This is a genomic window from Pseudomonas sp. LBUM1664, assembly GCF_059695895.1.
The window spans coordinates 5,606,248-5,629,589 of the sequence record NZ_CP166791.1; the positions used below are offsets into that span (position 1 = coordinate 5,606,248).

A 23,342-nucleotide genomic window follows, 5' to 3' on the forward strand; every position below is an offset into this window, starting at 1 on the left:
CCATGACGATCCAATGGCATGAGGTAAGCGCCGCGCCAAGTATGTCCGAGCTGTACGTAAAAGCAGCGACGCGCCGCAAGGTCACCGGCAAGACCTTGCCAGAAGAAGGATTGCGCCAAATGCTGCAGGTCGATCAGCAACGGCTGGCGGCCTATCGCAAGGTCTGTGGGTTCGCCGAAAACGGACTGCTGCCGCCGACCTATCCCCACGTACTGGCGTTCGCCTTGCAGATGCAATTGCTCACCGCCCGGGACTTTCCGTTCCCGTTGCTGGGGTTGATCCATCTGAGTAACCGCATCCGTGTGCTGCGGCCCATGGGCGGGGTCAGCCAGGTGCGGGCCAGCGTCAATGTCGAAAACCTGCAAGCCCACCCCAAGGGCGCGGTGTTCGACCTCGTGACCCGCATCGATGATCAATTGGGGCCGCTATGGGAGGCCGAAAGCCAGATGCTCTGCAAGGGCGTCCAGCTTGACGGCACGCTGCTGGCGGATCCTCCGCAGACCAGCCTGGCATTGACCGAAGTGGCGCACTGGACAGCACCGGCTGACATTGGCCGGCAATACGCCAAAGTATCCGGCGACTACAACCCGATCCACCTGAGCGCCATCAGCGCCCGACTGTTCGGCTTCCCCACCGCCATCGCCCATGGCCTGTGGAACAAGGCCAGGACCCTGGCGGCGCTCGATACTCATTTGCCCGAGGCCAACCTGGAAATCGAGGTAACCTTCAAGAAGCCGGTGCGCCTGCCCAGTGAAGTGACACTGCTGGCGAGTGCAGCGGGGTCCAGTGGACATTTGCGATTGGTCGGGGCTGGGGAGTTGGAGCATATGGTCGGTGGCTGGCGGCCGATTGCCTGAGAGGGGCGATGACATGTAGCGAGGTAATCCCCCTGTGGGAGCGGGCTTGCTCGCGATAGCGGTGGGTCAGCTTGCATCAATGCTGAATGTGCCGCCGTCTTCGCGAGCAAGCCCGCTCCCACAGTTTTTCTAGCTACCGCGGCGGGTAGTTGGACAGGATGCGTCCCACCGTCTCACGCACCGCCGTGTTGCGGGCGATCGGGCTGGGCGAGTTGTTGAGCAGTTGCTCATCGCTGCCACGCCACACCAGCTTGCCGTCCTTGCCATCGAGCAGGTCGATCTGCACCGTGGCGACCTTGTAGCTGATGCTGCGAGTTTCGTTGTACGCCGGTCCGCCCCAATAACCATTCCAAGGACCACCCGTACCGCCGCCGTAGTTGGTGGTCACTTGTTGCTGGCGGTCCTCGACGATCAGGTAGGTCTGGACCTGGACATCGCCCCGCGCGCCAGCCGCTGCCGGGCGCAGGCCGCGTTGGTCGAGTTGATCGGCAACGGCCTGGCGGATCCGCTGCTCGGTCAGGTCGCTCTGGATGCGCGGATCATCGGGACGATATTGCAACGCTGGCTCTTTCCAGCTCCAACTGCGATAGGCCGAAAAATCACGGCTGGTGTCAAAGTCGTGGTTGACTTGGTTGGAAGTACAGGCGCTGAGCAGCACAGCAAACGCCAGTAGAGCAAGGCGGCGAAACATGGTTTTTCTCCGTTACGTAATCAACTTGGAGGATAGGCCGACATGGCTTTTTCCACCGCTTCGCGAATGGCATCGGTGCGCTCGCTCTGACTGCCCCGCTGGCTGGTCTCGGCGCTGGCGCTCCACACCGGTTGACCATTACGGGCATCGAACAGGTTCACCCGAACCACCATGACCTGCTCCTGATAAGTGCGCACCACCGGCACCGTGTTGTACATGCCATAGCCGGGACCGTGACGGTTGTAGCCACCGTAGTATCCCGCATCATAGTCGTCCCGAACCTGACGCAGACGGGTCTCCAGGTGCAAGTCGGCGCTTACAAACAGGTCAGCCGGGCGGTTGTCATGCAACGGGCGCAGGCCGCGCTGGTCCAGGGCATTGCTCACCGCTTCGGCCACCTGGGCCGAGTCCGCCCAAACGGTACCCGGTGGCAGTTGGCCGTTGAGCCAGGCCCAACTGCGATAGCGCCCGTAGTCACGAGGCGGCGCGGGGTAGGCGCTGCGGTCGAGCACCGTGGCGGCCTCGGGCGGGGCCGGCGGCAACGGTCTGGAAGACGCCACATACGGGTTGCTACCCTGGCAGGCAGCCAGTCCCAGACATAACACCAGTAACCCTGAACGGCCTTTCATTTCGCTCTCCAATCACACCGGACGGCAGATCCAGTGCAGATAACGTCCCAACCCGGCAAACGCAGGGTGGCGACGGTGGGCCAGCTCCATTTCCAGTAACTGCGCAAGCTCGACGCGCCCCTGGAATTCCACCGGCATGTAGTCATGGAACACCCGCACGCCACTCTGGTTTTCGACCTGCCACATACCTTCAAGTTGCGCCGCCAATTCCCGCGGATCAAGGGGTTGTTGCGGGGTCAGGCTCTGTTTTTCACCTGCCATATTGTTTTTACGCAACTTGCGAAAATGCCCCTTGAGCAGGTTGCGATAGACCAGCGCGTCGCGATTATAGAACGCCAGGGACAGCCAGCCGCCAGGGGTCGTGAGTTGATGCAGCACCGGCAGGATCGCATGCGGTTCAGCCAGCCATTCCAGCACGGCGTGACACAGCACCAGGTCATAGGGCTCGGTGAGCTGGCCGAGCAGTTCCTGCCACGGCGCTTGAATGAACGTTGCACTCTGTCCGGCATCGGCAAACCGCTGGCGGGCGCCCTCAAGCATGGGCTCGGCCGGCTCGGCCAGGGTCACCTGATGACCGCGCTCGGCCAGCCACAACGACATGTGACCCAGGCCAGCGCCAATATCCAGCACGCGCAACGGACGCTGCGGCAACGTCTCGAGCAGATCGGCCTGAAGCACCGCCAGACGGATCGCGCCTTTGGCCCCACCGTAGATTTTTTCGGCAAAGCGCGTGGCGAGCTGATCGAAATGACGGTCGCTCATTGGCCGAACCGCCGTTCGTTGTCGGCCAGTTTGCTGCGCACCACGGCCTCCATGTCCAATCCCAATTCGCCACACAACAGCAACAGGTACAACACGATGTCACCGACTTCCTGCCCGGCGTGGGCCAGTTTGTCCGCCGGCAACTGGCGCGACTGGTCCTCGGTCAACCACTGAAAAATCTCCACCAGCTCGGCCATTTCCACACTGGCGGCCATGGCGAGGTTTTTCGGGCTGTGGAATTGACGCCAATCGTTACGGTCACGAATGGCGTGCATGCGTTCGGTCAGTTCAACAAGGTTCATCGGGCTCTCCTGAATGAGCATAGCTTCAAGGGGATGACGGGCGAAGGCAAGAGTCTCGGTATGATGCAGCGGTTTGCCCCATAATCGAACGATCGCGGCCTTCGACAGCTCCTACAATCAGCAGCCAAAGGCTCGATTCCGATTCCCCCTCATCAGGACGTACACATGCAGGTAGAAAGCTTTTTCGAATGGCTCGGCCAGGCACTCGGTTCGGTGATCCGTTTTATCGTCGACCTGCTCAGCGGCCTGTTCAACACCCTGGCCAACGCGGGCGGCAACTTCGTCGATGGCCTGTCGCGCACACTGGGCATGGACACCTCGATCATCAGCATCATCGCGCTGATCCTCGGGCTGATGCTGCTGTACTCGGCGATCCGCGCCTTCATGCGGGCATCGATCGTCATGGGGATTATTTGGCTGGTGTTGGGGTTATGGTTGTTGAGTTGGATTATTCACTAGGGCTGAGATCGATACCGCGCCGAACACCATTGTGGCGAGGGATTTATCCCCTCGCCACAATGGATTGTTTGCCTGATGAACATCGTGTGTTTGTTGGTGTAGGACGGTGACGGGGCAGGGCTACGTCGCCTTGCGCCGTTGCCTACAACTACGCCAGAATCCGCCGGCTTGTGCGCCTTGGGGTCGGGCTTTATTGTTTCTCGGTCGCTGACAAATCAGTGATCGGGTTTAGCGATCCGACTCAACACAGACGCAACAATGCCCAGTCTCTATTGCAGATTTTTTACGTCTGCAATTTGCGTAATGGTGGCTGTGCGTGGGAGACCTTCTGGTCTACCCGGGGTTTCTGTGACCCGGATCGCTAACCTGCGTACAGCCGCCACCTTTACTTGTTTAGCGATAGGTCGTGGTGGCTCAACCAATCACGGAGTTTCACCATGTTCAAAGTAACACCCAACCCACCGGACACCGATCCGACTTCCCCCTGCAAACCCATCGACTCAAAAGAGTTCGACAAAGCCGCCGAACGCGCCCTCGATTTTTACCTGAAACCCACGCCGGACAAGCCCGAAACCGCGCCCTCCTTGGGCCAGATTTTCAGCGTGGTAAACGGCATCGACACCGAATGCCTGCTCGCCAACCTCAGCGAAACCCTGGCCTCGGCCAATGCCATGGTCAGCGACCTGGCATTCGAGCTCGAAGGCTCGCGACGGCACGTTGCCCTGGGCATTCAGCAATTGATCGAACTGGGCGGATTGCTGGCGAACCGAGCGCTGGATAACGTCGACCCCCGCTAGCCGCTACACCCCTCGTGGCGAGGGAGCTTGCTCCCGCTGGGTGGCGCAGCCGCCCCAAGTCGGCTGACGCAATCTTAAGATCGTTCCCACGCTCCTGCGTGGGAACGATCAGTACGAGAACCCGCTACAATCGCGCTCCATCAAGGAGCCCCCATGCCCAACCTGATCACCGACTGGCGCGACCGCCTCTCCCATCGCCGGGTTTGGGCACTGGCTGCGCCGATGATTCTTTCGAGCATTTCCGTGCCGCTGGTGGCACTGGTGGACAGCACCGTCATCGGCCATTTGCCCCATGCCCATCAATTGGGCGCGGTGGCAGTCGGGGCCAGTTTGTATACGGTGCTGGCGTGGGCCATGGGTTTCTTGCGTATGGGTTCAACCGGGTTCGCCGCCCAGGCAGCCGGGCGTGGTGACGGGACGGCGTTGCGGCAGGTGTTGCTGCAAGGCCTGCTGTTGGCGATGGGGCTGTCGGTGGTGCTCGGTGCCGTTGGCGTGCCGTTGAGTGACGTGGCTTTGCATTTCATGCAGCCATCCGCCGAACTCAATCAGTTGACCCGGGACTTCTTTCACACCCGTCTCTTCGGCCTGCCGGCGGCGCTGGCCAGTTATGCGCTGGTGGGCTGGTTCCTCGGTGCCCAGAATGCCCGGGCGCCGTTGGTCATTCTGCTGGTCACTAACCTGGTGAACATCGCCCTGAACCTGTGGTTCGTGATCGGCCTGGACTGGGGTGTGATCGGTTCGGCCCGGGCGTCGGTGGTCGCCGAGTGGACCGGTGCGCTGGTCGGCCTGGCCCTGGCCCGTAAAACGTTGCGCGCCTGGCCGGGGCAGATTGCCTGGGCGGCCCTGGGGTTGTGGCAGAGCTGGCGCCCGCTGCTGGCGGTGAACCGGGACATTTTCATCCGCAGCCTGGTGCTGCAAGCGGTGTTTTTCCTGATCACGGTGCAAGGCGCGCGGCTGGGGGATGCGACCGTGGCGGCTAACGCGTTGCTGCTCAACGGCCTGCTGCTGACGGCTCATGCCCTGGACGGCCTGGCCCATGCCGTCGAAGCGCTGTGCGGCCACGCCATTGGCGCCCGCGACCGCCTGGCCCTGCGCCGCTCGCTGGTGGTGGCCGGCGGTTGGTCACTGATTGCCAGCGTCGGATTTGCGCTGCTGTTTCTGCTCGCCGGCCACCTGTTCATCGATATGCAAACCAACATCCCCGACGTGCGTGCCACCGCTTACCGCTACTTGCCTTACCTGGCAGCCCTGCCGCTAATTGCAGTCTGGAGCTATCTGCTCGACGGCCTGTTCATCGGCGCCACCCGCGCCCGGGAGATGCGCAACGGCATGCTGCTGACCTTGCTGCTGGTGTTGCCGTTCGCCTGGGCTCTGCAAGGATGGGGCAACCACGGGCTGTGGATCACCTTCTTGCTGTTCATGGCATTGCGCAGCCTGACCCTCGGCGCAATCGCCTGGCACTTGCAGCGGCGCGACAGCTGGCTCGGTGCCCGTGCCCAAAACGTTCAACCTTGATCGCCCCGCCACAGCCGTCGCAGGTGATCGAGACGCTCGCGCTGCGATTCGCCCTTCAGCACCGGCACCAGTCGGGCCTTGGGGTATTGCAGGCGTAGCCACAACCAATCGTCGAGCACCGCCCGCTCGGTAAAGCCCAGCACCAACCCCTGCTGCAAGTCATCCCAGAGTAAGCGGTAATCCCGCCCGGTGGAGCGAGACCAGCACCAGGCGTGACGCTCCAGCAGGCACTGCTGCAACTGGCTCCGCTGCCGGTCGCTGAGGCTGTGCTCGGTTTCCAGTACCGACACCGGTAGCCCAGGGTTGGACAATTGCTGCCAACCCTGGCTGCCAATCGCCCGGTCGGCCCAGGTGCCACCGAACCAGCGCAGCAGACTGATCGGCCCCAACCAGCAACTGAGCTCCCGAGGATCGCAACCGTCGAAGAAATAGCTGGCGGTGTGCGGGTTGTAATAGCTCAATAAGGCTTTGTGATGCAGGCCCAGCGTCACCGTCAGCATGCGTCGCAGATGCGCCAGCAATTGCGCAGCCGGCGATGCGCTCACCAACAGCAACCCCGGCCAGGCCCCGGCATCCAGATGACACAGGCCAGCCAGCGCCGGTGATTGCTGCAAGTCCACCAGCAGTGGCCCTTGCTCCCTCAACCCGTGGAACTCGGTGCCTTCGAACAAGGCAAAGCGCCGGGTCTCTGCGAACTGCTCTTGCACAAGCTGCGCGGCGCCGGGTGCGCCCGGTACGTCGAGCAGCAGCCATTGCGGCGTTGATCCAGACATGGCGGCTGCGCTCATGGTGCAATGCCCGAGCCGCGCCGCGTGAGCAGGCGGCAGGTACACACCGGCTGAGCACACGGGCTGAAGCGGCCTCCTCCGGGCAACAGGCACAACAACACCAGCGGCTCGGCACCCTGGATCGCGGCCAGCAAGACCGAGTCAGTTTCAGACGGCCAAGGTGCTTGCTGCACGGTCGCGCTTGAGGGCAACTCAGGGGCAGGTTCTGCGCAGGCAGGCGCGTTGAGGAAGGCACTGATCAACGGCCGGTCCGGGTCGCCCTCGATAAAACTCACCAGCACCTCGGTGCCGTCACGGATGGCGTCCGGCCTGCCAGCGGCCAGCTCGGGAGCCAAGGGCAGCCAGCAATGACTGGGGCTGGCACCCTCGCCCTGATAGACCCAGTCAAACTGCACTGCCACTCGTCCGGCCATCTGCACCGTCGGCTCATCCACCGCCACGACCCAGCCGCGCTGCCGGCTCACCATGCGCGGCTTGGCAGGGACCCTGGTCGCCACGAACGGTACTCCCCAGGGGAGGGCCCGAAACTGGTTGCCATAGCCGCCGGCCTGGCCGCGATGCTCGACCTTCGTCAACAGCCAGCGCTGGTTCCAACCTTCAAACGGATGAGCCGTCAGCGACAGTGTCTGGCCACAATGCAGGTCCATCAGATCGCTTCGACCCTGGCCGAGCTGCGCCCCCGAAGCATCGATTTGCACGCTGAAAGCTCGCACCCCAGGCGCCTGCGCTTCGCCCCCGTAAACCGCCTCGCCAGCAGAAGGAAAACTACCCGCACTGTCGGCGAAAACCAGGCAATGCCCGTCCCGAGCCTGCTCGAAATGAAAGTGGATGCCCGCCTGGGCACACACACGCTGGAGAAACTGCAGGTCCGACTCGCGATACTGGGTACAAAAATCCCGCAGCGGATAATCACCGTTCAAATCCAGACACAAGCTACGACCGCTGATGCCATGGGCCTTGAGCACCTGGCGGATGATCTGCGGCACCGAGCGGGCGCTGAACACCCGTTGGCTGAAGCGCTGCGCCAGGCAAGCCAGCTTCGGCCCGATGCGCACTCGGCAGCCGGCGCCATGACGGTGCTGTACCAGCGCGTGAATCTGCCCATGAATGCCCCGGCCCGAGTTCCCGAAACTCAACCAGACGCTGCGGTACAGCAGGCCCGCCAGGTCCAGGGACGTGTCGTTGATCAACAGCTCCACTTCATAAACGAAGGGTTCGCTGATGGCTTCGCTACCCGTGAAGGCCACGACAACCAAGGGGTCGGGCAGACCGGTTATCTCCAGACAAAATGATGGCTCGCTGGCTGGATCGGACATCGGCGTATCTCTACAGGAGGGGCGGCCGGGGATTCTCGCTGAGAGCCATGGCCGAGTAGAGAGCCCAAGCACAAGTTAGGAAAGGGACTACACGAAATAAGGACAGCACCGATTAAATGAACCAATTTGTGGAAATAACGGCGGCACAAATAAAAACACCCTCCGGGACTATCCGAAAAAACCCGCAACATACGGTGTATTTTCTGACAGCCCGGAGGGTGCTCATTAACCCATCAGGAAGACAGGTAAGACGATCGAGTCAGCCCCAGGCGCAAGGCATCCAGGAACTGGGTGCGCTCGGCGGCGCTGATACGGGCGCTGGCGCACTTGTCTCGGTAGTGAGTCATCAACTCCTCCGGCGACAGGTGCACGTAGCGCAGCATGTCTTCGATGGTGTCGTGGGTTTCAATACCGGCGTGGTACACGCTGCCGTCGGCGTTCTGATAGATGTTCACCGAGTCGGTGTCACCGAACAGGTTGTGCATGTCGCCGAGGATTTCCTGATAGGCGCCCACCAGGAAGATGCCCAGCAGGTAATCTTCGCCCGGATTGAGGGAATGCACAGGCAGGCTGGTCTCGATGCTCTGCTCGTCGACGTACTGCTTGATCTTGCCGTCGGAGTCGCAGGTCAGGTCTTGCAGCACGGCGCGGCGCAGCGGCTCTTCGTCCAGGCGATGCAGCGGCAGAATCGGCAGCACCTGGCCGATGGCCCAGGTGTCTGGCAGGCTCTGGAATACCGAGAAGTTGCAGATGTACTTGTCGGCGAGCTTGTCGTTGAGTTCATCCAACACTTGACGATGGGAACGCTGGCGGGCCTTCAACGAGTTGTGCAGGCGCCGGCATACCGCGAAGTAGCACTGCTCGGCCAAGGCTTTTTCGGCCAGGGTCAGCTTGCCGTCGGCGTACTGGGTGGCCACGTCGCTCATGTAGTGGGTGGCGCGCCAGTAGGTCTCGGTGACCATCTCGATATCGGTCGGGCCCAGCAGGTCCACCAACCATTGCACGGTTTCCGGCAGTTCCTGTTTGTTGTCGATCACCGGCACGTCGTCGTTGTGTTTCTCGACGTCGGTCACCTGCACCACCAGCATCGCGTGGTGGGCGGTCAGGGAGCGGCCGCTTTCGGAGAAGATGTGCGGATGCGGCAAGCTCTGGGCATCGCAGAATTCCTTGAGCATGCCGACCACGACACCGGCGTAATCGTCCATGTCGTAGTTGATCGAACTGGCATTGCGCGAGTGCGTACCGTCGTAGTCCACACCCAGGCCACCGCCGACGTCGATGTGATCCACCGGCAGGCCGAGGTTGCGCAGCTCGCCGTAGTAGCGGATCGCTTCCTTGAAACCGTGCTGGTAGTCCGCCAGGTTGGCGATCTGCGAGCCCATGTGAAAGTGCAGCAGGCGGATGCCTTGATCCAGGCCGGCCGCGCGGAAGCGTTCGACCACCGACAACAGCTGTGCAGCAGACAAACCGAACTTGGACTTCTCGCCGCCGGTGTCGGCCCACTTGCTCGACGCCAGGGACGACAGGCGCACCCGCAGGCCGACCTGTGGCTTGACCTTGAGCGCTTCGGCCTCTTCGATGACCAGGCCGACTTCGGATTCTTTCTCGATCACGATGAAAACGTTATGGCCCAGCTTCTGGCCCATCAGCGCCAGGCGGATGAACTCGCGGTCCTTGTAACCGTTGCAGACGATGGTCCCGCCCTTCGGCGCCAGCGCCAGCACCGCCAGCAGTTCAGGCTTGGAGCCGGCTTCCAGGCCAATGGAGACGTTCTGGGTGGCGATGATGTTTTCGATCACCGCTTCCTGCTGGTTGACCTTGATCGGGTAGAGCGCGGTGTACTTGCTCTGGTATTCCAGGCGCGCGATGTTGCTGTCGAACGCGCCGGTGAGCTGGCGCACGCGGTCTTGCAGGATGTCGGGGAAGCGCACCAGCAAGGGCAGCGACAGGCCGCTCTGGCGCAACTGGTCGACTTGCTCGTACAGATCGATGGGCGAGCTCTCGGGGCCGTTTGGACGGACTTCGACGCGACCGGCGTCATTGATCGCGAAATACCCGGCCCCCCAATGGCGAATCCCGTAAACACTGCGGCTGTCCGCAACTGTCCATTGGCTGCCATCGTCTTTGCGTGTGCGTCTTACGGACATCGAAGTCCCCTATAAAGAAGTCAAAATGCACCATCCGGTCGGAGGCTGGCGCAGTCTAAAGAGTGAAAATGACGAATTGTCTGTCAGCAAGGTAGACCCTGCTTGCAGCGCTGAGTTTAGAAGCCCGTTCAGAACAGGCTCTGTGAAAACCATGTGGGCGATCTCGAACGTCGGGTTCGGATCAAGCCGAGGGTGGTTTTCACAGAGGCTGCTAGCCGCCGGATTTTTTTGCCTTGAAACCGTGTTTGGTCAGTTCCGCCAGCAGCAGCTCGACGTGATCGCCCTGGATCTCGATGATGCCGTCTTTCAACGCGCCACCGGTGCCACAGCGTTTTTTCAACGTAGTGGCCAGTTCCTTGAGCGCGTCTTCGGCCAACGGCACGCCAGTGATCGTGGTCACCGTCTTGCCGCCGCGGCCTTTGCTTTCACGGCGCACGCGAGCGATGCCGTCACCGGCGGGGATAACGGTCTGTTTGCAGATGCAGGCATCCACCGGTTGACGGCAATCAGGGCAATGACGACCGGCGTCGGTAGAAAATACCAGGCCGCCCAAGGCGGCGAAGGATGCGGCTTTTTTGGCCACCGGCAATCCTCTTGGGAGGACAAAGACTGGTCGAGCAGAGAAGTGCTCTCGACCGCGAAGCCCCACTCAGGCAGGGGCAGCGCTGCTGGACCGCAGACGCCGGTTCAGCTTGAAAAGTCGCGCAGTGTAACGGCAAAAAGCCGACTTGCTAAGGGCTAATCGGCGCCAATTTGTAGCTTCTTTTTCACGTCACGGCCATGGGCGCGCAAATAGCGCTCAAGCGCCGCCAGAGAGTCCGGGCAGTAAGGCTTGCGCTGGATTTCATCCAGGACCTGTTCGACGGGCAGGAAACGCGCTTCAAGCACTTCTTCAGGTTGCAATACCAGGGGGCCGTCCCACACCGCCGAGAACGCCGAACACCACAGGCGACTGCCGGGGTCTTCGAAATAAAAATGGTCATGAGCCGTCAATTCGACACCGCTCACCCCCAACTCCTCTGCCAGCTCACGGGCGGCCGACTCGGCGTAGGTCTCGTTCGCCTGCACCATCCCTCCCGCCGCCACGTCCCAGAACCCCGGATAAATCGCCTTGCTCAGGGTACGTCGATGAACGCACAGTTCACCGGCCGAGTTGAACAGCATGATGTAGGTGCCGCGGCCAATCAGGCCTCGCTCACGCAGATCGGAGCGCACCAGGCTGCCGAGCAGATTGTCGTTTTCATCGACCCAAGCGATAAGCTCGGCATCCGAGGCCACTCGGTGAGCGACCTCCCGGGTGCTTTCGTTCATGAATCAGCCCTGATTCAGCAATTGCCGCAAGTCGATCACCGCCGCGTTGGCGCGGGAGATGTAGTTGGCCATGACCAACGAATGGTTCGCCAATACACCAAAGCCGCTGCCATTGAGAATCATCGGGCTCCAGACCGGCTCCTGGGAGGCTTCCAGCTCGCGAATGATCTGCCGCACGCTGACCGTCGCGTTCTTTTTCGCCAGCACATCGGCGAAATCCACTTCGATGGCACGCAGCAAGTGGGACAGCGCCCAGGCCTGGCCGCGCGCCTCATAGAATACGTTATCGATTTGCAGCCAAGGGGTTTCAACCACCTCTTCATCCACCTGCGGCACCTGGCCCGGGGCCGGGACTTCGGTTTTCAACGAGGTATTGAGCTTGACCCGACCCACACTGGCCGACAGGCGCTGGGACAGCGAGCCCAGACGGGTGCCGACATCCCCCAACCAGTTGTTCAGGTTGTCGGCGCGGGCGTAGAACAGTGCGCTTTTCTGGGCAGGGTCGGACAGGCGCGCCTGATAGCGACTCAGGGAATTGATGCCTTCCTGGTATTCCGACTCGCTGGAAGGCAGCACCCAGCTACGGTTGTCGAAGTTGAAGCGCGGCTCGGCCTTGGCCAGGTCGGCGTCCTCGGCGGACTGGGACTGGGAACGGGCGAAGTCCTTGCGCAAGGCGCGGCTCAGGTCGCGGACCTGGACCAGCACGCCGTATTCCCAGCTCGGCATGTTGTCCATCCACAGGCCCGGCGGGAAACGATCGTTGGAAATGTAGCCGCCCGGCTTGGTCAGCAGGGTTCCAGCCACGGTCTTGAGGGTCTCGACGGTGGTGTAGCCAACCACCATTTGCCGGCCGTCCCTCTCGGCCGCCGCCTGGGCGTTCTGCTGCACGGGGAACAGAGCGGGCTCCTGGCTCCAATACCAACCGACGGCAATGGTCACCAGCAGGTACAGGCCGACCAATGTGGCCAGCGCCCGGCTGAAAAACAGCCCACCCAGGTAGCTGCGGGTGGCCGATTTCGGCTCGGCGGCACGTTCAGGCGCGCTGCCCGCGCGGTTTTTCCAGTCCAGCATGGCGATATCCCTTCAATCACTTGAGTTCACGGTTTCGACCACAACCCTACGCCATCGTGCCTGATTTGAAACGCGATAATGCGGCGCCCCTCATGCCGGCCACCGCAGGGCAATCGAACGGCCACTATAAAGGAAGCGCCGCCATCGGCCTACGACACCGGCCAGTCATAAACTGAATTTCGCGACCAAACATATTATTGACGTATGACACTCATGCCGGGGGAGAAGAAGTGCTAGCATAGAGCCACCAGTCGACCTCAGCATGCACCCTAACTAGTAGTCAGGATATGACCGAGCCAGAAGACCCCAGCCGTGAGCGCCTCAAGCACCACTTTGCCCAGCGGGTAATTCATCAGGCTCGTCAGATCCTGGAGATTTGGCAGCGCCTGCAACGCAGTGAATGGTCCAGTGCCGATCTGTCAGAGCTCAGCGAAGCCAATCTGCGCCTGCTGCGCTTTGCCGAGCGCTTCGAGCAGCCGGAGCATTCTCAGCTTGCCCACGGCATCAGCCAGTCATTGCAAGCGGTGGACGCCAATCGCGGGCGCCTGAGCAGCCACCTGATCACTGAAATCAATCGCCTGATGCAGCGTCTGTCCCGCACCGGCCTGCGCCACGGCGACCAGCTCGAACAAACCTTCCTGCCGCCGCTGCGCAAGCCCATCTACGTGATGTTGCAAGACTATGACCGCGCCGAGCGCCTGGCCAAGCAATTGGAGTTCTTCGGCCTCAGCGCCCAGGCGCTGGACAGTGTCGCGGCATTTCGGGCGTCTATAGTCGAGCGCCTGCCGGCGGCGATTGTCATGGACGTAGACTTCAGCGGCCCCGGCGTCGGCCTGAAACTGGCGGCCGAAGCCCAGGAAGGTCTTGAGCAACCGTTGCCACTGTTGTTCTTCAGCCTGCTGGAAACCGATACACCGACACGGCTGGCGGCCGTGCGCGCTGGCGGGCAGGAATTCCTCACCGGCACCCTCGACGCCTCGAGTCTGCTGGAAAAAATCGAAGTGCTGACCTGCGTCGCCCAGTACGAACCCTACAAAGTGCTGATCATCGATGACTCCCGCGCCCAAGCTTTGCACACCGAGCGCCTGCTCAACAGCGCCGGCATCGTCACCCGCACGCTGATCGAACCGATCCAGGCCATGGCCGAGTTGGCGGATTTCCAGCCGGACCTGATCATCCTCGACATGTACATGCCCGCCTGCACCGGCACGGAACTGGCCAAGGTGATCCGCCACAATGACCGCTACGTCAGCGTGCCGATCATTTACCTGTCCGCCGAAGACGACCTGGACAAACAGCTCGACGCCATGAGCGAAGGCGGCGACGACTTCCTGACCAAACCGATCAAGCCTCGGCACTTGATCACCACCGTGCGCAACCGCGCGGCCCGGGCCCGCAACCTCAAGGCGCGGATGGTGCGCGACAGCCTCACCGGGCTGTACAACCACACCCACATCCTGCAGTTGCTCGAAGATTGCAGCTTCCGCGCTCGCCGCGAAGGCAAACCCCTGAGCTTTGCCATGCTGGACATCGATCATTTCAAACGGGTCAACGACAGCCACGGCCATCCCATGGGCGACCGGGTGATCAAAAGCCTGGCGCTGTTCCTCAAGCAGCGCCTGCGCAAGACCGACTTTATTGGCCGTTACGGCGGTGAAGAGTTCGCCATCGTCATGCCCGACACTGACATCGACGCCGCCTGCAAGGTGCTGGATGAAATCCGACAACGCTTTGCCGAAATCCACTACCCGGCCCAGCCCCATGACTTGTGGTGCACCTTCAGCGCCGGCGTGGTGGAGATGAGCGACGAATCCGACAGCCTGATGATGGCCAGCCAGGCAGACGAAGCGCTGTACCGCGCCAAGCACGCCGGACGCAACCGAGTTCAAAGCGCACGGCAATCAAAGCAAAGTGCCACCTTTTCATCGGAATCAACCGATTCGGTCATAAAGCTGTAACCAAAACGCAATAACTTCAGGCACTTACGATTCTGCCCTCGGTAGACCTTGATGCGCCTGAAGCTGCTGACCAATCTCAATACTCTTCTTTTAGTTGCCGTGTGCCTTGGCTTGGGCGCCACGCTTTGGTGGTCGCAGATCGCCCTGGAGCGCCCCTATCTTCTGATGGAGCGCTACTTGGGTCTGTCGCGACAGTTCCAGGGCGAGGTGACGCGCAACATCGAGGATTATCTGGCCAGCGGCGATGCCTTACGCCTGAGTGCTGCCACCCAGGCCCTGGAAGCCCTGCAAAAAGACCTGGATCAATTCCCGCCGGAGCTGGCCCAGACCCTGCGCCCGAGCCTGTCGAGCCTCGACGGCTTCAGCAAGACCGATCTGCTGGCCGCCGGCAAACTGGCCGGCGATCCGCAGGCCCTGCTGTTGCAGGCCGAGCGGGAATTGAGCGCCAGCCTGGACCAACTCGCCCAATACGCCAATGGCGCCCCGGCTTACCTGCCACCCTTATTCGCCGCTTCGCAACACTTGGGCCGACTGTCCCTGACACGGGACAAACTGGTCAGCAGTGGCCGCAGCGAGTTGGCCGTCGATGTCGAACGAGAACTGGCCAGCATCCGCGCGCAAGCCGAACACCTGGACAGCCTGCCGCTGCTCGGCGTAACGGCCAGTAGCGAATCGGGCAACGATGACTTCGCCGCACTGATGGGGTTGGAGGCCCAGGAAAAAACCGCCGCCGAAGACGCCGGCATCGCCCTCAAGCGCGAACTCAACAGCCTGCTTGGCCGCTACCCCGCGGAACTGGGGCGCACCCGCGAACTGATCCAGAAACGCACCGAGTTGAGCAACGCCACCCATCAGAAAACCGCAGATGTGCAACAGGCAATCAATGCCATGGAGCCCACAGTTCGTGCCCTGCATGGGCAGATCCAGGGAGAGGTCCGGTTGATCCAAGGGGTGATGATCGGCCTGATCCTGCTGATCGCGCTGCTCATCGACACCTTGCAGCGGCGCCTGGCTCGCACCTTGACGCACCTGGCACCGGCCCTGTCGACCTGGGCCGAAGGGGATTTCAGCCGTGACATCCAGGTGGGCGCCAGCAACCGCGAGCTGCAAGACATCGAAGCATCGCTCAATCGTCTACGTGCTTACTTGGTGGACTTGGTGGGCACCATTCGCCTGAACGCCGAACAGGTCGCCGGCAGCAGCCGCGCCCTGGCCGAGCTGAGCGGCGAACTGCACAGTGGTGCTGAGGATCAGGCCGACGACACCGCGCTGATCCGCGATTCCCTCAGCGAACTGGAGGCGACCATCCAGCAAGTGGCCGGCGATGCCAGCCAGGCCGCAGACGCCAGCCGCAGCGCCGGGCATGCCGTGGAACACGGGCAGAAAGTCATCGGTTTGAGCCTCACGGGCCTGCATGCGCTGGTGGGCGAAGTGCAAGGCAATGCGCAAATGATCGAACAACTGGCCGAGGAATCGGCCACCATCGGTGGCGTGCTGACGGTGATTCGCTCGATTGCCGACCAGACCAACCTGCTGGCCCTGAACGCCGCCATCGAAGCCGCCCGCGCCGGGGAAATGGGCCGGGGCTTTGCAGTAGTGGCCGAAGAAGTCCGCTCCTTGGCCCAACGCACGGCGGGGGCCACGGCCGAAATTCAGACGCTGATCGCCCGCCTGCAACTGGCCGCGCGTCAGTCGGTAGATGGCATGCGGGCCCAGGTCGAACACGCCGAAGCCACCGCCAGCCAGGCACAAGCGGCCGACGGTGCATTGGATAAAATCGTCGGGGCCATTCAGACCATTTCCGAAACCGCGGTGCGCATCGCCGATGTCACCGCCCAACAAAGCGGCGCCGTCAGCGAAATCCGCGATCACAGCGAACGGATTCACCAATTGGGTGGGGATAACCTGCTGCGCATCGGCCAGGGGCGGGAACAGGGCGATAATCTGCTGATACTGGGTGGGCGGCTGCATACGGCGGTACAGGCGTTTCGGGTTTAACTTTGTGGGAGCGGGCCCGCTCCCACAAGGGTTGGTGGGGGGGGTGACTGGATTTGGGACCATAGTCACAAATTTCGCGCAAACATCGGTCATCGTGCTGGCTATTGCAGAGAACTGGACAGTCATAAAGGCTTTGCGGCATAGTCGCCGGGTTCTGACACCTGCTCACAGATAACAAGGAATAGCAGATGGCGACCCTATTGGTCCTCCACGGACCCAACTTGAACCTGCTTGGCACCCGTGAACCGGGGCTCTACGGGGCCGTGACACTGGCCCAGATCAACCAGGACCTGGAACAGAGGGCCCGCAACGCCGGCCATCATTTGCTCTATCTGCAAAGCAACGCCGAATATGAATTGATCGACCGTATCCATGCCGCGCGTGGCGAAGGTGTGGACTTCATTTTGATCAATCCCGCAGCTTTTACGCACACAAGTGTCGCATTACGTGACGCGCTGCTGGCGGTGAGCATCCCATTCATCGAAGTGCATTTGTCGAACGTGCACAAACGCGAACCTTTCCGCCATCACTCTTACTTCTCCGATGTAGCGGTGGGAGTGATCTGCGGCCTTGGCGCCAGCGGTTACCGACTGGCCCTGGAGGCCGCTCTAGAACAGCTTGAAAGACAGGCAACAGCTTGAACAACAAGCGTTAAACGCCCCTGACCGACCCTTGGGAGTTGATGATTCATGGATATCCGTAAAGTTAAGAAACTAATCGAATTGCTGGAAGAGTCCGGCATCGACGAGCTTGAGATCAAGGAAGGCGAAGAGTCCGTACGCATCAGCCGCCACAGCAAAACCCCGGCCCAGCAGTTCTATGCACCGGCCCCGATGCAGGCTCCGGTCGCTGCACCTGCTCCGGCAGCAGCGCCAGTTGCCGCCGCCGCGCCAGCAGCACCTGCCGCGCCAGTGCTCAACGGCACCGTGGCTCGCTCGCCAATGGTAGGCACGTTCTATCGCAAGTCTGGCCCGGGCTCACCGTCCTTCGTTGAAGTTGGCCAGACCGTGAAGAAAGGCGACACCCTGTGCATCGTCGAAGCCATGAAGATGATGAACCACATCGAAGCTGAAACCAGCGGTGCGATCGAGTCCATCCTCGTTGAAGACGGCCAGCCGGTTGAGTTCGACCAACCGCTGTTCACTATCGTTTGAACCGCGGAGAGCCTTCGATGTTGAAACCTGCGAAGTTGGAAAAAGTACTGATCGCCAACCGCGGTGAAATTGCCCTGCGGATTCTGCGTGCCTGCAAAGAGATGGGCATCAAGACCGTCGCCGTTTACTCCAAGGCCGACAAAGAACTGATGCACCTGGGCCTGGCAGACGAATCCGTCTGCATCGGTCCGGCGTCGGCTGCGCACTCTTACCTGCACATCCCGGCGATCATCGCCGCCGCCGAAGTGACCGGCGCCACCGCCATTCACCCAGGTTACGGTTTCCTGGCGGAAAACGCCGACTTCGCCGAACAGGTCGAAAAGTCCGGTTTTGCTTTCATCGGTCCGAAAGCCGACACCATCCGCCTGATGGGCGACAAGGTTTCGGCCAAGCACGCCATGATTGCCGCTGGTGTACCTACCGTTCCGGGTTCCGACGGCCCGCTGCCTGAAGACGAAGAAACCGCTTTGCGCATCGGTCGCGAAGTCGGTTACCCGGTGATCATCAAGGCCGCTGGCGGCGGCGGTGGTCGCGGCATGCGCGTGGTACACAAGGAAGAAGACCTGATTTCCTCGGCGAAACTGACCCGCTCCGAAGCAGGCGCGGCGTTCGGCAACCCGATGGTCTACCTGGAAAAATTCCTGACCAACCCGCGCCACGTCGAAGTCCAGGTGCTGTCCGACGGCCAGGGCCATGCCATCCATCTGGGCGACCGCGATTGCTCGCTGCAACGTCGTCACCAGAAGGTTCTCGAAGAAGCGCCGGCACCGGGCATCGACGAGAAGGCTCGCGAGGAAGTCCTGGCACGCTGCGTCAAGGCCTGCATCGACATCGGCTACCGCGGTGCCGGTACCTTCGAGTTCCTGTACGAGAACGGCAGTTTCTACTTCATCGAGATGAACACCCGTGTTCAGGTGGAGCACCCGGTTTCGGAAATGGTCACCGGTATCGACATCGTCAAGGAGATGCTCAGCATCGCCGCCGGCAACAAGCTGTCGTTCACCCAGGATGATGTGGTTATCCGCGGTCACTCGCTGGAATGCCGGATCAACGCCGAGGACCCGAAAACCTTCATGCCAAGCCCAGGCACGGTCAAGCATTTCCACGCCCCGGGCGGCAATGGCGTTCGTGTCGATTCGCACCTGTACAGCGGTTACGCGGTTCCACCGAACTACGATTCGTTGATCGGCAAGCTGATCACCTACGGGGCGACCCGCGAAGAAGCCATGGCGCGCATGCGCAATGCGCTGGACGAAATCGTGGTGGACGGGATCAAGACCAACATCCCGCTGCACCGCGACCTGGTCCGTGACGAAGGCTTCTGCAAAGGCGGCGTCAACATCCATTACCTGGAACACAAGCTGGCTAACCAGGCTTGATGCTTCACGTGATGTAAAAAGACCCCGGTCCATTGGCCGGGGTCTTTTTTTGTCTTGCCGCAGGTTACGGCAGGGAAACGGATGGGCTCATCTCCACCGTCAGATCCACTGCATGGAACTTGAATGATTCAATATCCCTAGCGCTCCCTGGCGCGCCAGCCCCGTCATAAACGAAGCCATCCGCCCGCTCCAGCAACCTTTCACTCTCGGTGCGCCTCAGAAACATTCGCGAGCGCACCAATATCGGGTCCGCGAGACTACCAAAAGGATATTTCGCTTGCGAAAGGGTAAAGGAGTAGTACCTCTCGACCAGACTTCTTGATGTCCTGAACACCGAAGTGACGCCATTTTCCAGATTCAGTGATACGCCATGAATACTGTTCCAGCTCGTGTAATGGGTCCAATGATGCCCCGTGGGGCTCAACCCTAGCGTGCTCATCACCGACCTGACCGAACTGCCTATACCACCGTCCACCTGCCCAACCCCGCCCACCAGGGTGACGCGAATATCCTTCGCAGATCCCCCCAGGCGCCTGATCAAATCCCGGACACTTCGCTCGATGAGATGGCCGATGTTGTGATCGTAATGGATGACTGCACCAAGCTTGTTGCTCGGGTTATACAACGACGCTATCACGGTTGTCTGTCCGTTCAGCGAGAACAGATAGTTGGCATGCGCATGCGCTCTGAACCTTCCAACCACTGCTTCGCCCTGCAACGCTCCCCTTTCCATTATCGGCGCGCCATGAAACACCTCACGCAGGTCGGTTATGCTCCCGAGATCGCGCACCTCGCCGTTGCCCCCCCTCAACCCCACTTTATTGAAGGTCCACTTCCCATTCGCCATCCTGGTTATCGGCTGCTTGTAGAACGCTCCCGGACGACTGGCATCCACCAGACACAGGCCGTCAAAATAGGGATCCCTCCTCACCTGGTAGTACCTGCCTTTGCTGGCAATGTAGTAAGTATCCAGTGGTTGTGACGCACTGGCCGGGCTGCGATAGGTGCCCCGATAGAGGCTCTGCTCGGTCACCAGTTGCAGGTTTTCAGGCGTTGCTCTGACCGCCTGTTTCGGTTTAAAGCGTATGGGCTGAATCACCGGCCCGCCCTCCCTGGCTGCGACCGAAGTCACTTTCTTTAAGCGCTGGGCGGCCAATGACAGAGGTCTAACGGCAGTCTTCAAGTTCCTGGCCGCCAGCCCTAGCAGCATGACGGCAGCCCCTGCCCCGAGCACCGCGAACAGTGCTCCCCAGGATGCGTGCAACCAGTGTTCCAGCGCGCCGGCCGTATCGCCTTCGGAGTGTGCCTCGATCGCCTGCCTGGAGCTGATGACAATAAAGACGACATCCAGCAGCAAGGCAAAGGGTGGATAAACCATGCACACCGGAACGGTCGCCAGGAGCAGCCCCTTGATGACCTGATGCGTGATCACCTCGGCACGACTTTTGGTGACATGCTCCACATCCGTGAGGGCACGGGTGATATAGGCATCGAACTCAGTCTTTAAATCACTCACGCGATTGAACTCGCGCAATGTATCGACGCGAGTGGTCGACGCCCTTAAAGCGGTCAGTGAGCGCCTTGCTGCGGCACGCGCGCTGAGTGCAACCCGGCCCAGCAGGTAATCGTGCAGTTGTGCGACGACCTCCCCAAAAAACCCCCAATACGGGCGGAACATGACACCGTCCGGAGCGTCGGGGGTGTACAACCAATAATGGGCTCCCGTCGAATCAAAATAGGTAAAAACGTAAGCGCCCAGTACCACATGGCCGCCGAGGGTGAACTTGACAAGCCCTTCACGCGCTACGACAGCGCTCGGGTGCGAAGGACTGCCCGCAACGTCCCGACGATCTAAAAGGGTGACTTGTCGGGTGAGCTTGGAGAACTCTTCATCGTTCAACCGGGATTTGCCGTGGGCGACCCGCAGGTCGCGGTCCATCTTGACCCGCAACATTCTTTTGTAGGCATCGCGGCGCCCATCGTATGCAGGATCCGTAACCGTAAGAAACCGGGCACGTATATGCCTGGCATATTTTTCGCCCAGGTACGCACTTCGGATGTAGGGCGCCAACTCCGCGCTGCGAACCTGCCTGAGATCCTGCCCAACAGAAGAGCGCACACCTTTTTGGGGATGGTCGATACCCGAGTTGTCGTCGTACCCATGAATCGCCAGCTCCAGCAAGCTGGCTACCTTCGCCTGTCCATCCGCCAGCCCTGGGTGGTAGTCGATGAGAACAGTTGCAGGGTCAACCGGCTCTCGCACCCCTTTGCTGCGCATGTAAGGGGCAATCTCGTGCATGACGGTTCGTTTGGCGAAGTCCACAAAAACTTCATAACTCGCAAGCTGATCATTGAACACTTGCTGATGGACCCGCAGCTCATGACCCAAACTGCTAATGAGTCGCCGGGAATCAATTGGCCGAGCGGAGTACCATCGGGGGGACTCGCTCAGCTCCACTTGCTTCAGATGATTAGCCAGTCCCATCTCAACCGCGTCCGCAAGACAAAACACGAGGCCAGCTACCGCGCCCCGGAGGTCTTTGCTCAAATCCCATGACGCCGGCTTGTCCAGCGTCGTGATAAAAAAAGCCTCGGCCGCCCCACGACGGGAGGGATCGAGTTGCTGCAACAGGTACTCACGACCGGCCTCGTTTTTGGTCCACCCGCCTATCTCTGCGCTCAAAGCCCTCAGAGAGACCAGTTCGATCCACTCCTGCCCATCGGGCTTGCCGGGGGCATACAGCAACAGGTCGCTGGCCGCACCCTGCTCATCTTCGCGGTAGAACAACAGAAGATCAGCACATTCCAGGGCGTTGGGAAGCTCAAGACCGCAGACACGCAAAACGGTGGCGGACCTCTGCGAGAGGCCGCTCTCCCACAGGGCTTTGAAACTGTCATGGCCGGTCACGCTCAAATGGCCTGCGCAACGCGCAATAAAGGCGCTTTGCCACAGTCGAGCCGTGTACCAATCGAGCATGGCGTCTTTCAGTTCTGCACGACCATATTGGTCGGTAAGCGCTTGCAAATATCCTGCTGGAGCATCCACATCCGCGAGCAACCGGGTCATGAACTCAGGAGAAAGGGGCTGATTGCGCCGCATGGTGCCATTTTTCACCGAGAGTACCGAGATGGTGTCGTTCCTTAATGGCCCCCCCGCCAGCAACTCGCTCAGGTTGCAGGTGTGCACTGGCTCGCCAACAACCGTTTTCCACTGCAGGCGCAGCTGAATGCTGTCGGGGTCGACCTCCATGCCCAACTCAACCCGGACATAGTCCCTGATCAGTCGACGCGCGTAGGCCCGCAGCGAATCCAGGCCCTCGAGCTGCTCATCCACCAGCTCCTGCGCTTGCGATGTCTGCTGCAGGTAATCCTGCAACAGTGCTTGATCGGGCTCACTCAGCGCCCTCAGCCAACCAGGCAATTGCGAGTGCGCGATAGCCTCAAGACGCTGGCGTTCTTGCGATGTCGCCAGCGCGGTTATTTGCAACGCCCGACGCCAGGCACCCTGTGTCTCTTCAACTTTTTCTCGTAGTTCATCAACGCTCATGGCAACCAACTGGTCGCGCTGGAAAAGCGTGCTGATTGCAGCCAGGTGCTCAGCACGCTTTTGTTCGACCGCCCGAACAAGCGCGGTATCCTCGCCTGTCAAACTCCAATGACGATGCAGATAGTCCTTGTAGTGTTTGATAAAACCCGAGGACGCACTTTCCACAATCTGGGTCAGGACATCCCGCCTCTCGGCCGGGAACCCCAGGTCAGCGCCTCCAGGCCAGCGGTAGGGCGCATCCTGCTCTTCGTCATAAGACAAAGGTTTCTGGTCAATCATTCGTTGCAGTACGGTGTCGAGCAGGACCCCGATGAAGTGTTGATCTATATTGCCTTCACTGTAATGGGTGCGCAGTTCGATCAAGAGATACTCTTCCAGCATCTCCAGCAAGGTCATCTGGTTTTGCAACCGTGGATCAATGGCAGCCGCCCATTGGGACAATTTCTCCAGAATCGCTTTTGCAGTGACTACCTGCGGGGAAGATACCGGCCCCGTGCCATTCCCTTTACTTTGCTGCTCTGTGGTGTTGTCCATCACTTTTCCTCCCTGTTGTGTGGACCCTCACCTTATCCGCCTGCAACACGCCCATGTCGTACATATATATATCGAAACACCCACCTGAACGGTACAAGACTCCTTATCCACTTTGACGGTGACCTGG

Annotated in this window: 20 protein-coding genes; 9 read left to right on the top strand and 11 right to left on the bottom strand. The window is 60.8% G+C overall.

The features are described 5' to 3' along the window. Positions 1-2 precede the first annotated feature (2 nt). Entirely contained in the window at positions 3-857 is an 855-nt protein-coding gene (locus ACA047_RS26150) for a MaoC family dehydratase (RefSeq protein ID WP_497354342.1), read from the top strand. Positions 858-990: 133 nt separating this feature from the next. Here the strand turns inward: ACA047_RS26150 and ACA047_RS26155 are convergent, their stop codons facing one another. Genes ACA047_RS26155 through ACA047_RS26170 form a run of 4 tightly spaced genes read right to left on the bottom strand, consistent with a single transcriptional unit; the run spans position 991 to position 3,241 of the window. Further along, positions 991-1,548, bottom strand: coding sequence for a DUF4136 domain-containing protein (locus ACA047_RS26155; protein ID WP_497354344.1), 558 nt, complete (start codon positions 1,546-1,548; stop codon positions 991-993). Between the two features lie 20 nt (positions 1,549-1,568). Further along, positions 1,569-2,177: a DUF4136 domain-containing protein gene (locus ACA047_RS26160; protein WP_497354346.1), complete on the bottom strand. Its 609-nt coding sequence runs from the start codon at positions 2,175-2,177 to the stop codon at positions 1,569-1,571. 12 nt (positions 2,178-2,189) lie between these two features. Beyond that, positions 2,190-2,939 (bottom strand): methyltransferase, encoded by a 750-nt coding sequence (locus ACA047_RS26165; RefSeq protein WP_497354348.1) that lies wholly within the window; start codon positions 2,937-2,939, stop codon positions 2,190-2,192. Next, positions 2,936-3,241 (bottom strand): MazG-like family protein, encoded by a 306-nt coding sequence (locus tag ACA047_RS26170; protein ID WP_497354350.1) that lies wholly within the window; start codon positions 3,239-3,241, stop codon positions 2,936-2,938. Before ACA047_RS26170 ends, ACA047_RS26165 begins: the two co-directional genes overlap by 4 nt. Positions 3,242-3,406: 165 nt before the next feature. Here ACA047_RS26170 and ACA047_RS26175 point away from each other — a divergent pair, with 165 nt between their 5' ends. The 3 genes from ACA047_RS26175 (at position 3,407) to ACA047_RS26185 (ending at position 6,012) form a co-directional block, all read left to right on the top strand. Next, on the top strand, positions 3,407-3,700 hold the full coding sequence (locus ACA047_RS26175; protein WP_003197447.1) for a hypothetical protein: 294 nt from the start codon (positions 3,407-3,409) through the stop codon (positions 3,698-3,700). Between the two features lie 437 nt (positions 3,701-4,137). Next, positions 4,138-4,497: a DUF6124 family protein gene (locus tag ACA047_RS26180; protein WP_497354352.1), complete on the top strand. Its 360-nt coding sequence runs from the start codon at positions 4,138-4,140 to the stop codon at positions 4,495-4,497. A 153-nt stretch (positions 4,498-4,650) separates the two neighbouring features. Then, complete coding sequence (locus ACA047_RS26185; protein ID WP_497354354.1) at positions 4,651-6,012, top strand: MATE family efflux transporter; 1,362 nt, start codon at positions 4,651-4,653, stop codon at positions 6,010-6,012. On the opposite strand, the gene ACA047_RS26190 is transcribed toward ACA047_RS26185, so the two are convergent. The 6 genes from ACA047_RS26190 to ACA047_RS26215 all read right to left on the bottom strand — a co-directional run bounded on the left by ACA047_RS26190 (position 6,003) and on the right by ACA047_RS26215 (position 12,645). Next, complete coding sequence (locus ACA047_RS26190) at positions 6,003-6,800, bottom strand: DUF4123 domain-containing protein (protein ID WP_497354356.1); 798 nt, start codon at positions 6,798-6,800, stop codon at positions 6,003-6,005. The genes ACA047_RS26185 and ACA047_RS26190 overlap by 10 nt on opposite strands. After that, the gene (locus ACA047_RS26195) at positions 6,797-8,116 is read right to left on the bottom strand and encodes a contractile injection system protein, VgrG/Pvc8 family (RefSeq protein ID WP_497354358.1); all 1,320 of its coding nucleotides are present in this window, start codon (positions 8,114-8,116) and stop codon (positions 6,797-6,799) included. Before ACA047_RS26195 ends, ACA047_RS26190 begins: the two co-directional genes overlap by 4 nt. 233 nt (positions 8,117-8,349) lie before the next feature. Beyond that, positions 8,350-10,263, bottom strand: coding sequence for an arginine decarboxylase (gene speA / locus ACA047_RS26200; RefSeq protein ID WP_497354360.1), 1,914 nt, complete (start codon positions 10,261-10,263; stop codon positions 8,350-8,352). Between the two features lie 211 nt (positions 10,264-10,474). Continuing rightward, positions 10,475-10,846, bottom strand: coding sequence for a translation initiation factor Sui1 (locus ACA047_RS26205; RefSeq protein WP_497354362.1), 372 nt, complete (start codon positions 10,844-10,846; stop codon positions 10,475-10,477). A 155-nt stretch (positions 10,847-11,001) separates the two neighbouring features. Beyond that, entirely contained in the window at positions 11,002-11,574 is a 573-nt protein-coding gene (locus tag ACA047_RS26210; protein ID WP_497354364.1) for an NUDIX hydrolase, read from the bottom strand. 3 nt (positions 11,575-11,577) lie between these two features. Then, positions 11,578-12,645: a DUF2333 family protein gene (locus tag ACA047_RS26215; protein WP_497354366.1), complete on the bottom strand. Its 1,068-nt coding sequence runs from the start codon at positions 12,643-12,645 to the stop codon at positions 11,578-11,580. A gap of 287 nt (positions 12,646-12,932) precedes the next feature. Between ACA047_RS26215 and gcbA the strand changes: the two genes are divergently transcribed. From gcbA to accC, 5 genes are all read left to right on the top strand, one after another. Further along, positions 12,933-14,603 carry a diguanylate cyclase GcbA gene (gene gcbA, locus ACA047_RS26220; protein WP_497354368.1) on the top strand — a complete coding sequence of 557 codons (1,671 nt, stop codon included), beginning with the start codon at positions 12,933-12,935 and terminating at the stop codon, positions 14,601-14,603. A gap of 51 nt (positions 14,604-14,654) precedes the next feature. Beyond that, on the top strand, positions 14,655-16,601 hold the full coding sequence (locus ACA047_RS26225) for a methyl-accepting chemotaxis protein (RefSeq protein WP_497354370.1): 1,947 nt from the start codon (positions 14,655-14,657) through the stop codon (positions 16,599-16,601). A gap of 188 nt (positions 16,602-16,789) precedes the next feature. Beyond that, the gene (gene aroQ / locus ACA047_RS26230) at positions 16,790-17,242 is read left to right on the top strand and encodes a type II 3-dehydroquinate dehydratase (protein ID WP_497354372.1); all 453 of its coding nucleotides are present in this window, start codon (positions 16,790-16,792) and stop codon (positions 17,240-17,242) included. A 48-nt stretch (positions 17,243-17,290) separates the two neighbouring features. Further along, positions 17,291-17,755: an acetyl-CoA carboxylase biotin carboxyl carrier protein gene (accB, locus tag ACA047_RS26235; protein WP_497354374.1), complete on the top strand. Its 465-nt coding sequence runs from the start codon at positions 17,291-17,293 to the stop codon at positions 17,753-17,755. 17 nt (positions 17,756-17,772) lie between these two features. Then, positions 17,773-19,134, top strand: a complete 1,362-nt coding sequence (gene accC / locus ACA047_RS26240) for an acetyl-CoA carboxylase biotin carboxylase subunit (protein WP_497354376.1) — start codon at positions 17,773-17,775, stop codon at positions 19,132-19,134. Between the two features lie 64 nt (positions 19,135-19,198). Here accC and ACA047_RS26245 read toward each other — a convergent pair whose 3' ends face one another. Then, positions 19,199-23,215: a dermonecrotic toxin domain-containing protein gene (locus ACA047_RS26245; protein ID WP_497354378.1), complete on the bottom strand. Its 4,017-nt coding sequence runs from the start codon at positions 23,213-23,215 to the stop codon at positions 19,199-19,201. Positions 23,216-23,342: the final 127 nt, after the last annotated feature.

What these genes read in the sequence shown, in the direction of transcription:
- ACA047_RS26150 (WP_497354342.1), top strand. Translation starts at nt 3, where the DNA reads ATGACGATCCAATGGCATGAGGTAAGCGCCGCGCCAAGTATGTCCGAG.
- ACA047_RS26155 (WP_497354344.1), bottom strand. Translation starts at nt 1,548, where the DNA reads ATGTTTCGCCGCCTTGCTCTACTGGCGTTTGCTGTGCTGCTCAGCGCC.
- ACA047_RS26160 (WP_497354346.1), bottom strand. Translation starts at nt 2,177, where the DNA reads ATGAAAGGCCGTTCAGGGTTACTGGTGTTATGTCTGGGACTGGCTGCC.
- ACA047_RS26165 (WP_497354348.1), bottom strand. Translation starts at nt 2,939, where the DNA reads ATGAGCGACCGTCATTTCGATCAGCTCGCCACGCGCTTTGCCGAAAAA.
- ACA047_RS26170 (WP_497354350.1), bottom strand. Translation starts at nt 3,241, where the DNA reads ATGAACCTTGTTGAACTGACCGAACGCATGCACGCCATTCGTGACCGT.
- ACA047_RS26175 (WP_003197447.1), top strand. Translation starts at nt 3,407, where the DNA reads ATGCAGGTAGAAAGCTTTTTCGAATGGCTCGGCCAGGCACTCGGTTCG.
- ACA047_RS26180 (WP_497354352.1), top strand. Translation starts at nt 4,138, where the DNA reads ATGTTCAAAGTAACACCCAACCCACCGGACACCGATCCGACTTCCCCC.
- ACA047_RS26185 (WP_497354354.1), top strand. Translation starts at nt 4,651, where the DNA reads ATGCCCAACCTGATCACCGACTGGCGCGACCGCCTCTCCCATCGCCGG.
- ACA047_RS26190 (WP_497354356.1), bottom strand. Translation starts at nt 6,800, where the DNA reads ATGAGCGCAGCCGCCATGTCTGGATCAACGCCGCAATGGCTGCTGCTC.
- ACA047_RS26195 (WP_497354358.1), bottom strand. Translation starts at nt 8,116, where the DNA reads ATGTCCGATCCAGCCAGCGAGCCATCATTTTGTCTGGAGATAACCGGT.
- speA (WP_497354360.1), bottom strand. Translation starts at nt 10,263, where the DNA reads ATGTCCGTAAGACGCACACGCAAAGACGATGGCAGCCAATGGACAGTT.
- ACA047_RS26210 (WP_497354364.1), bottom strand. Translation starts at nt 11,574, where the DNA reads ATGAACGAAAGCACCCGGGAGGTCGCTCACCGAGTGGCCTCGGATGCC.
- ACA047_RS26215 (WP_497354366.1), bottom strand. Translation starts at nt 12,645, where the DNA reads ATGCTGGACTGGAAAAACCGCGCGGGCAGCGCGCCTGAACGTGCCGCC.
- gcbA (WP_497354368.1), top strand. Translation starts at nt 12,933, where the DNA reads ATGACCGAGCCAGAAGACCCCAGCCGTGAGCGCCTCAAGCACCACTTT.
- ACA047_RS26225 (WP_497354370.1), top strand. Translation starts at nt 14,655, where the DNA reads ATGCGCCTGAAGCTGCTGACCAATCTCAATACTCTTCTTTTAGTTGCC.
- aroQ (WP_497354372.1), top strand. Translation starts at nt 16,790, where the DNA reads ATGGCGACCCTATTGGTCCTCCACGGACCCAACTTGAACCTGCTTGGC.
- accB (WP_497354374.1), top strand. Translation starts at nt 17,291, where the DNA reads ATGGATATCCGTAAAGTTAAGAAACTAATCGAATTGCTGGAAGAGTCC.
- accC (WP_497354376.1), top strand. Translation starts at nt 17,773, where the DNA reads ATGTTGAAACCTGCGAAGTTGGAAAAAGTACTGATCGCCAACCGCGGT.
- ACA047_RS26245 (WP_497354378.1), bottom strand. Translation starts at nt 23,215, where the DNA reads ATGGACAACACCACAGAGCAGCAAAGTAAAGGGAATGGCACGGGGCCG.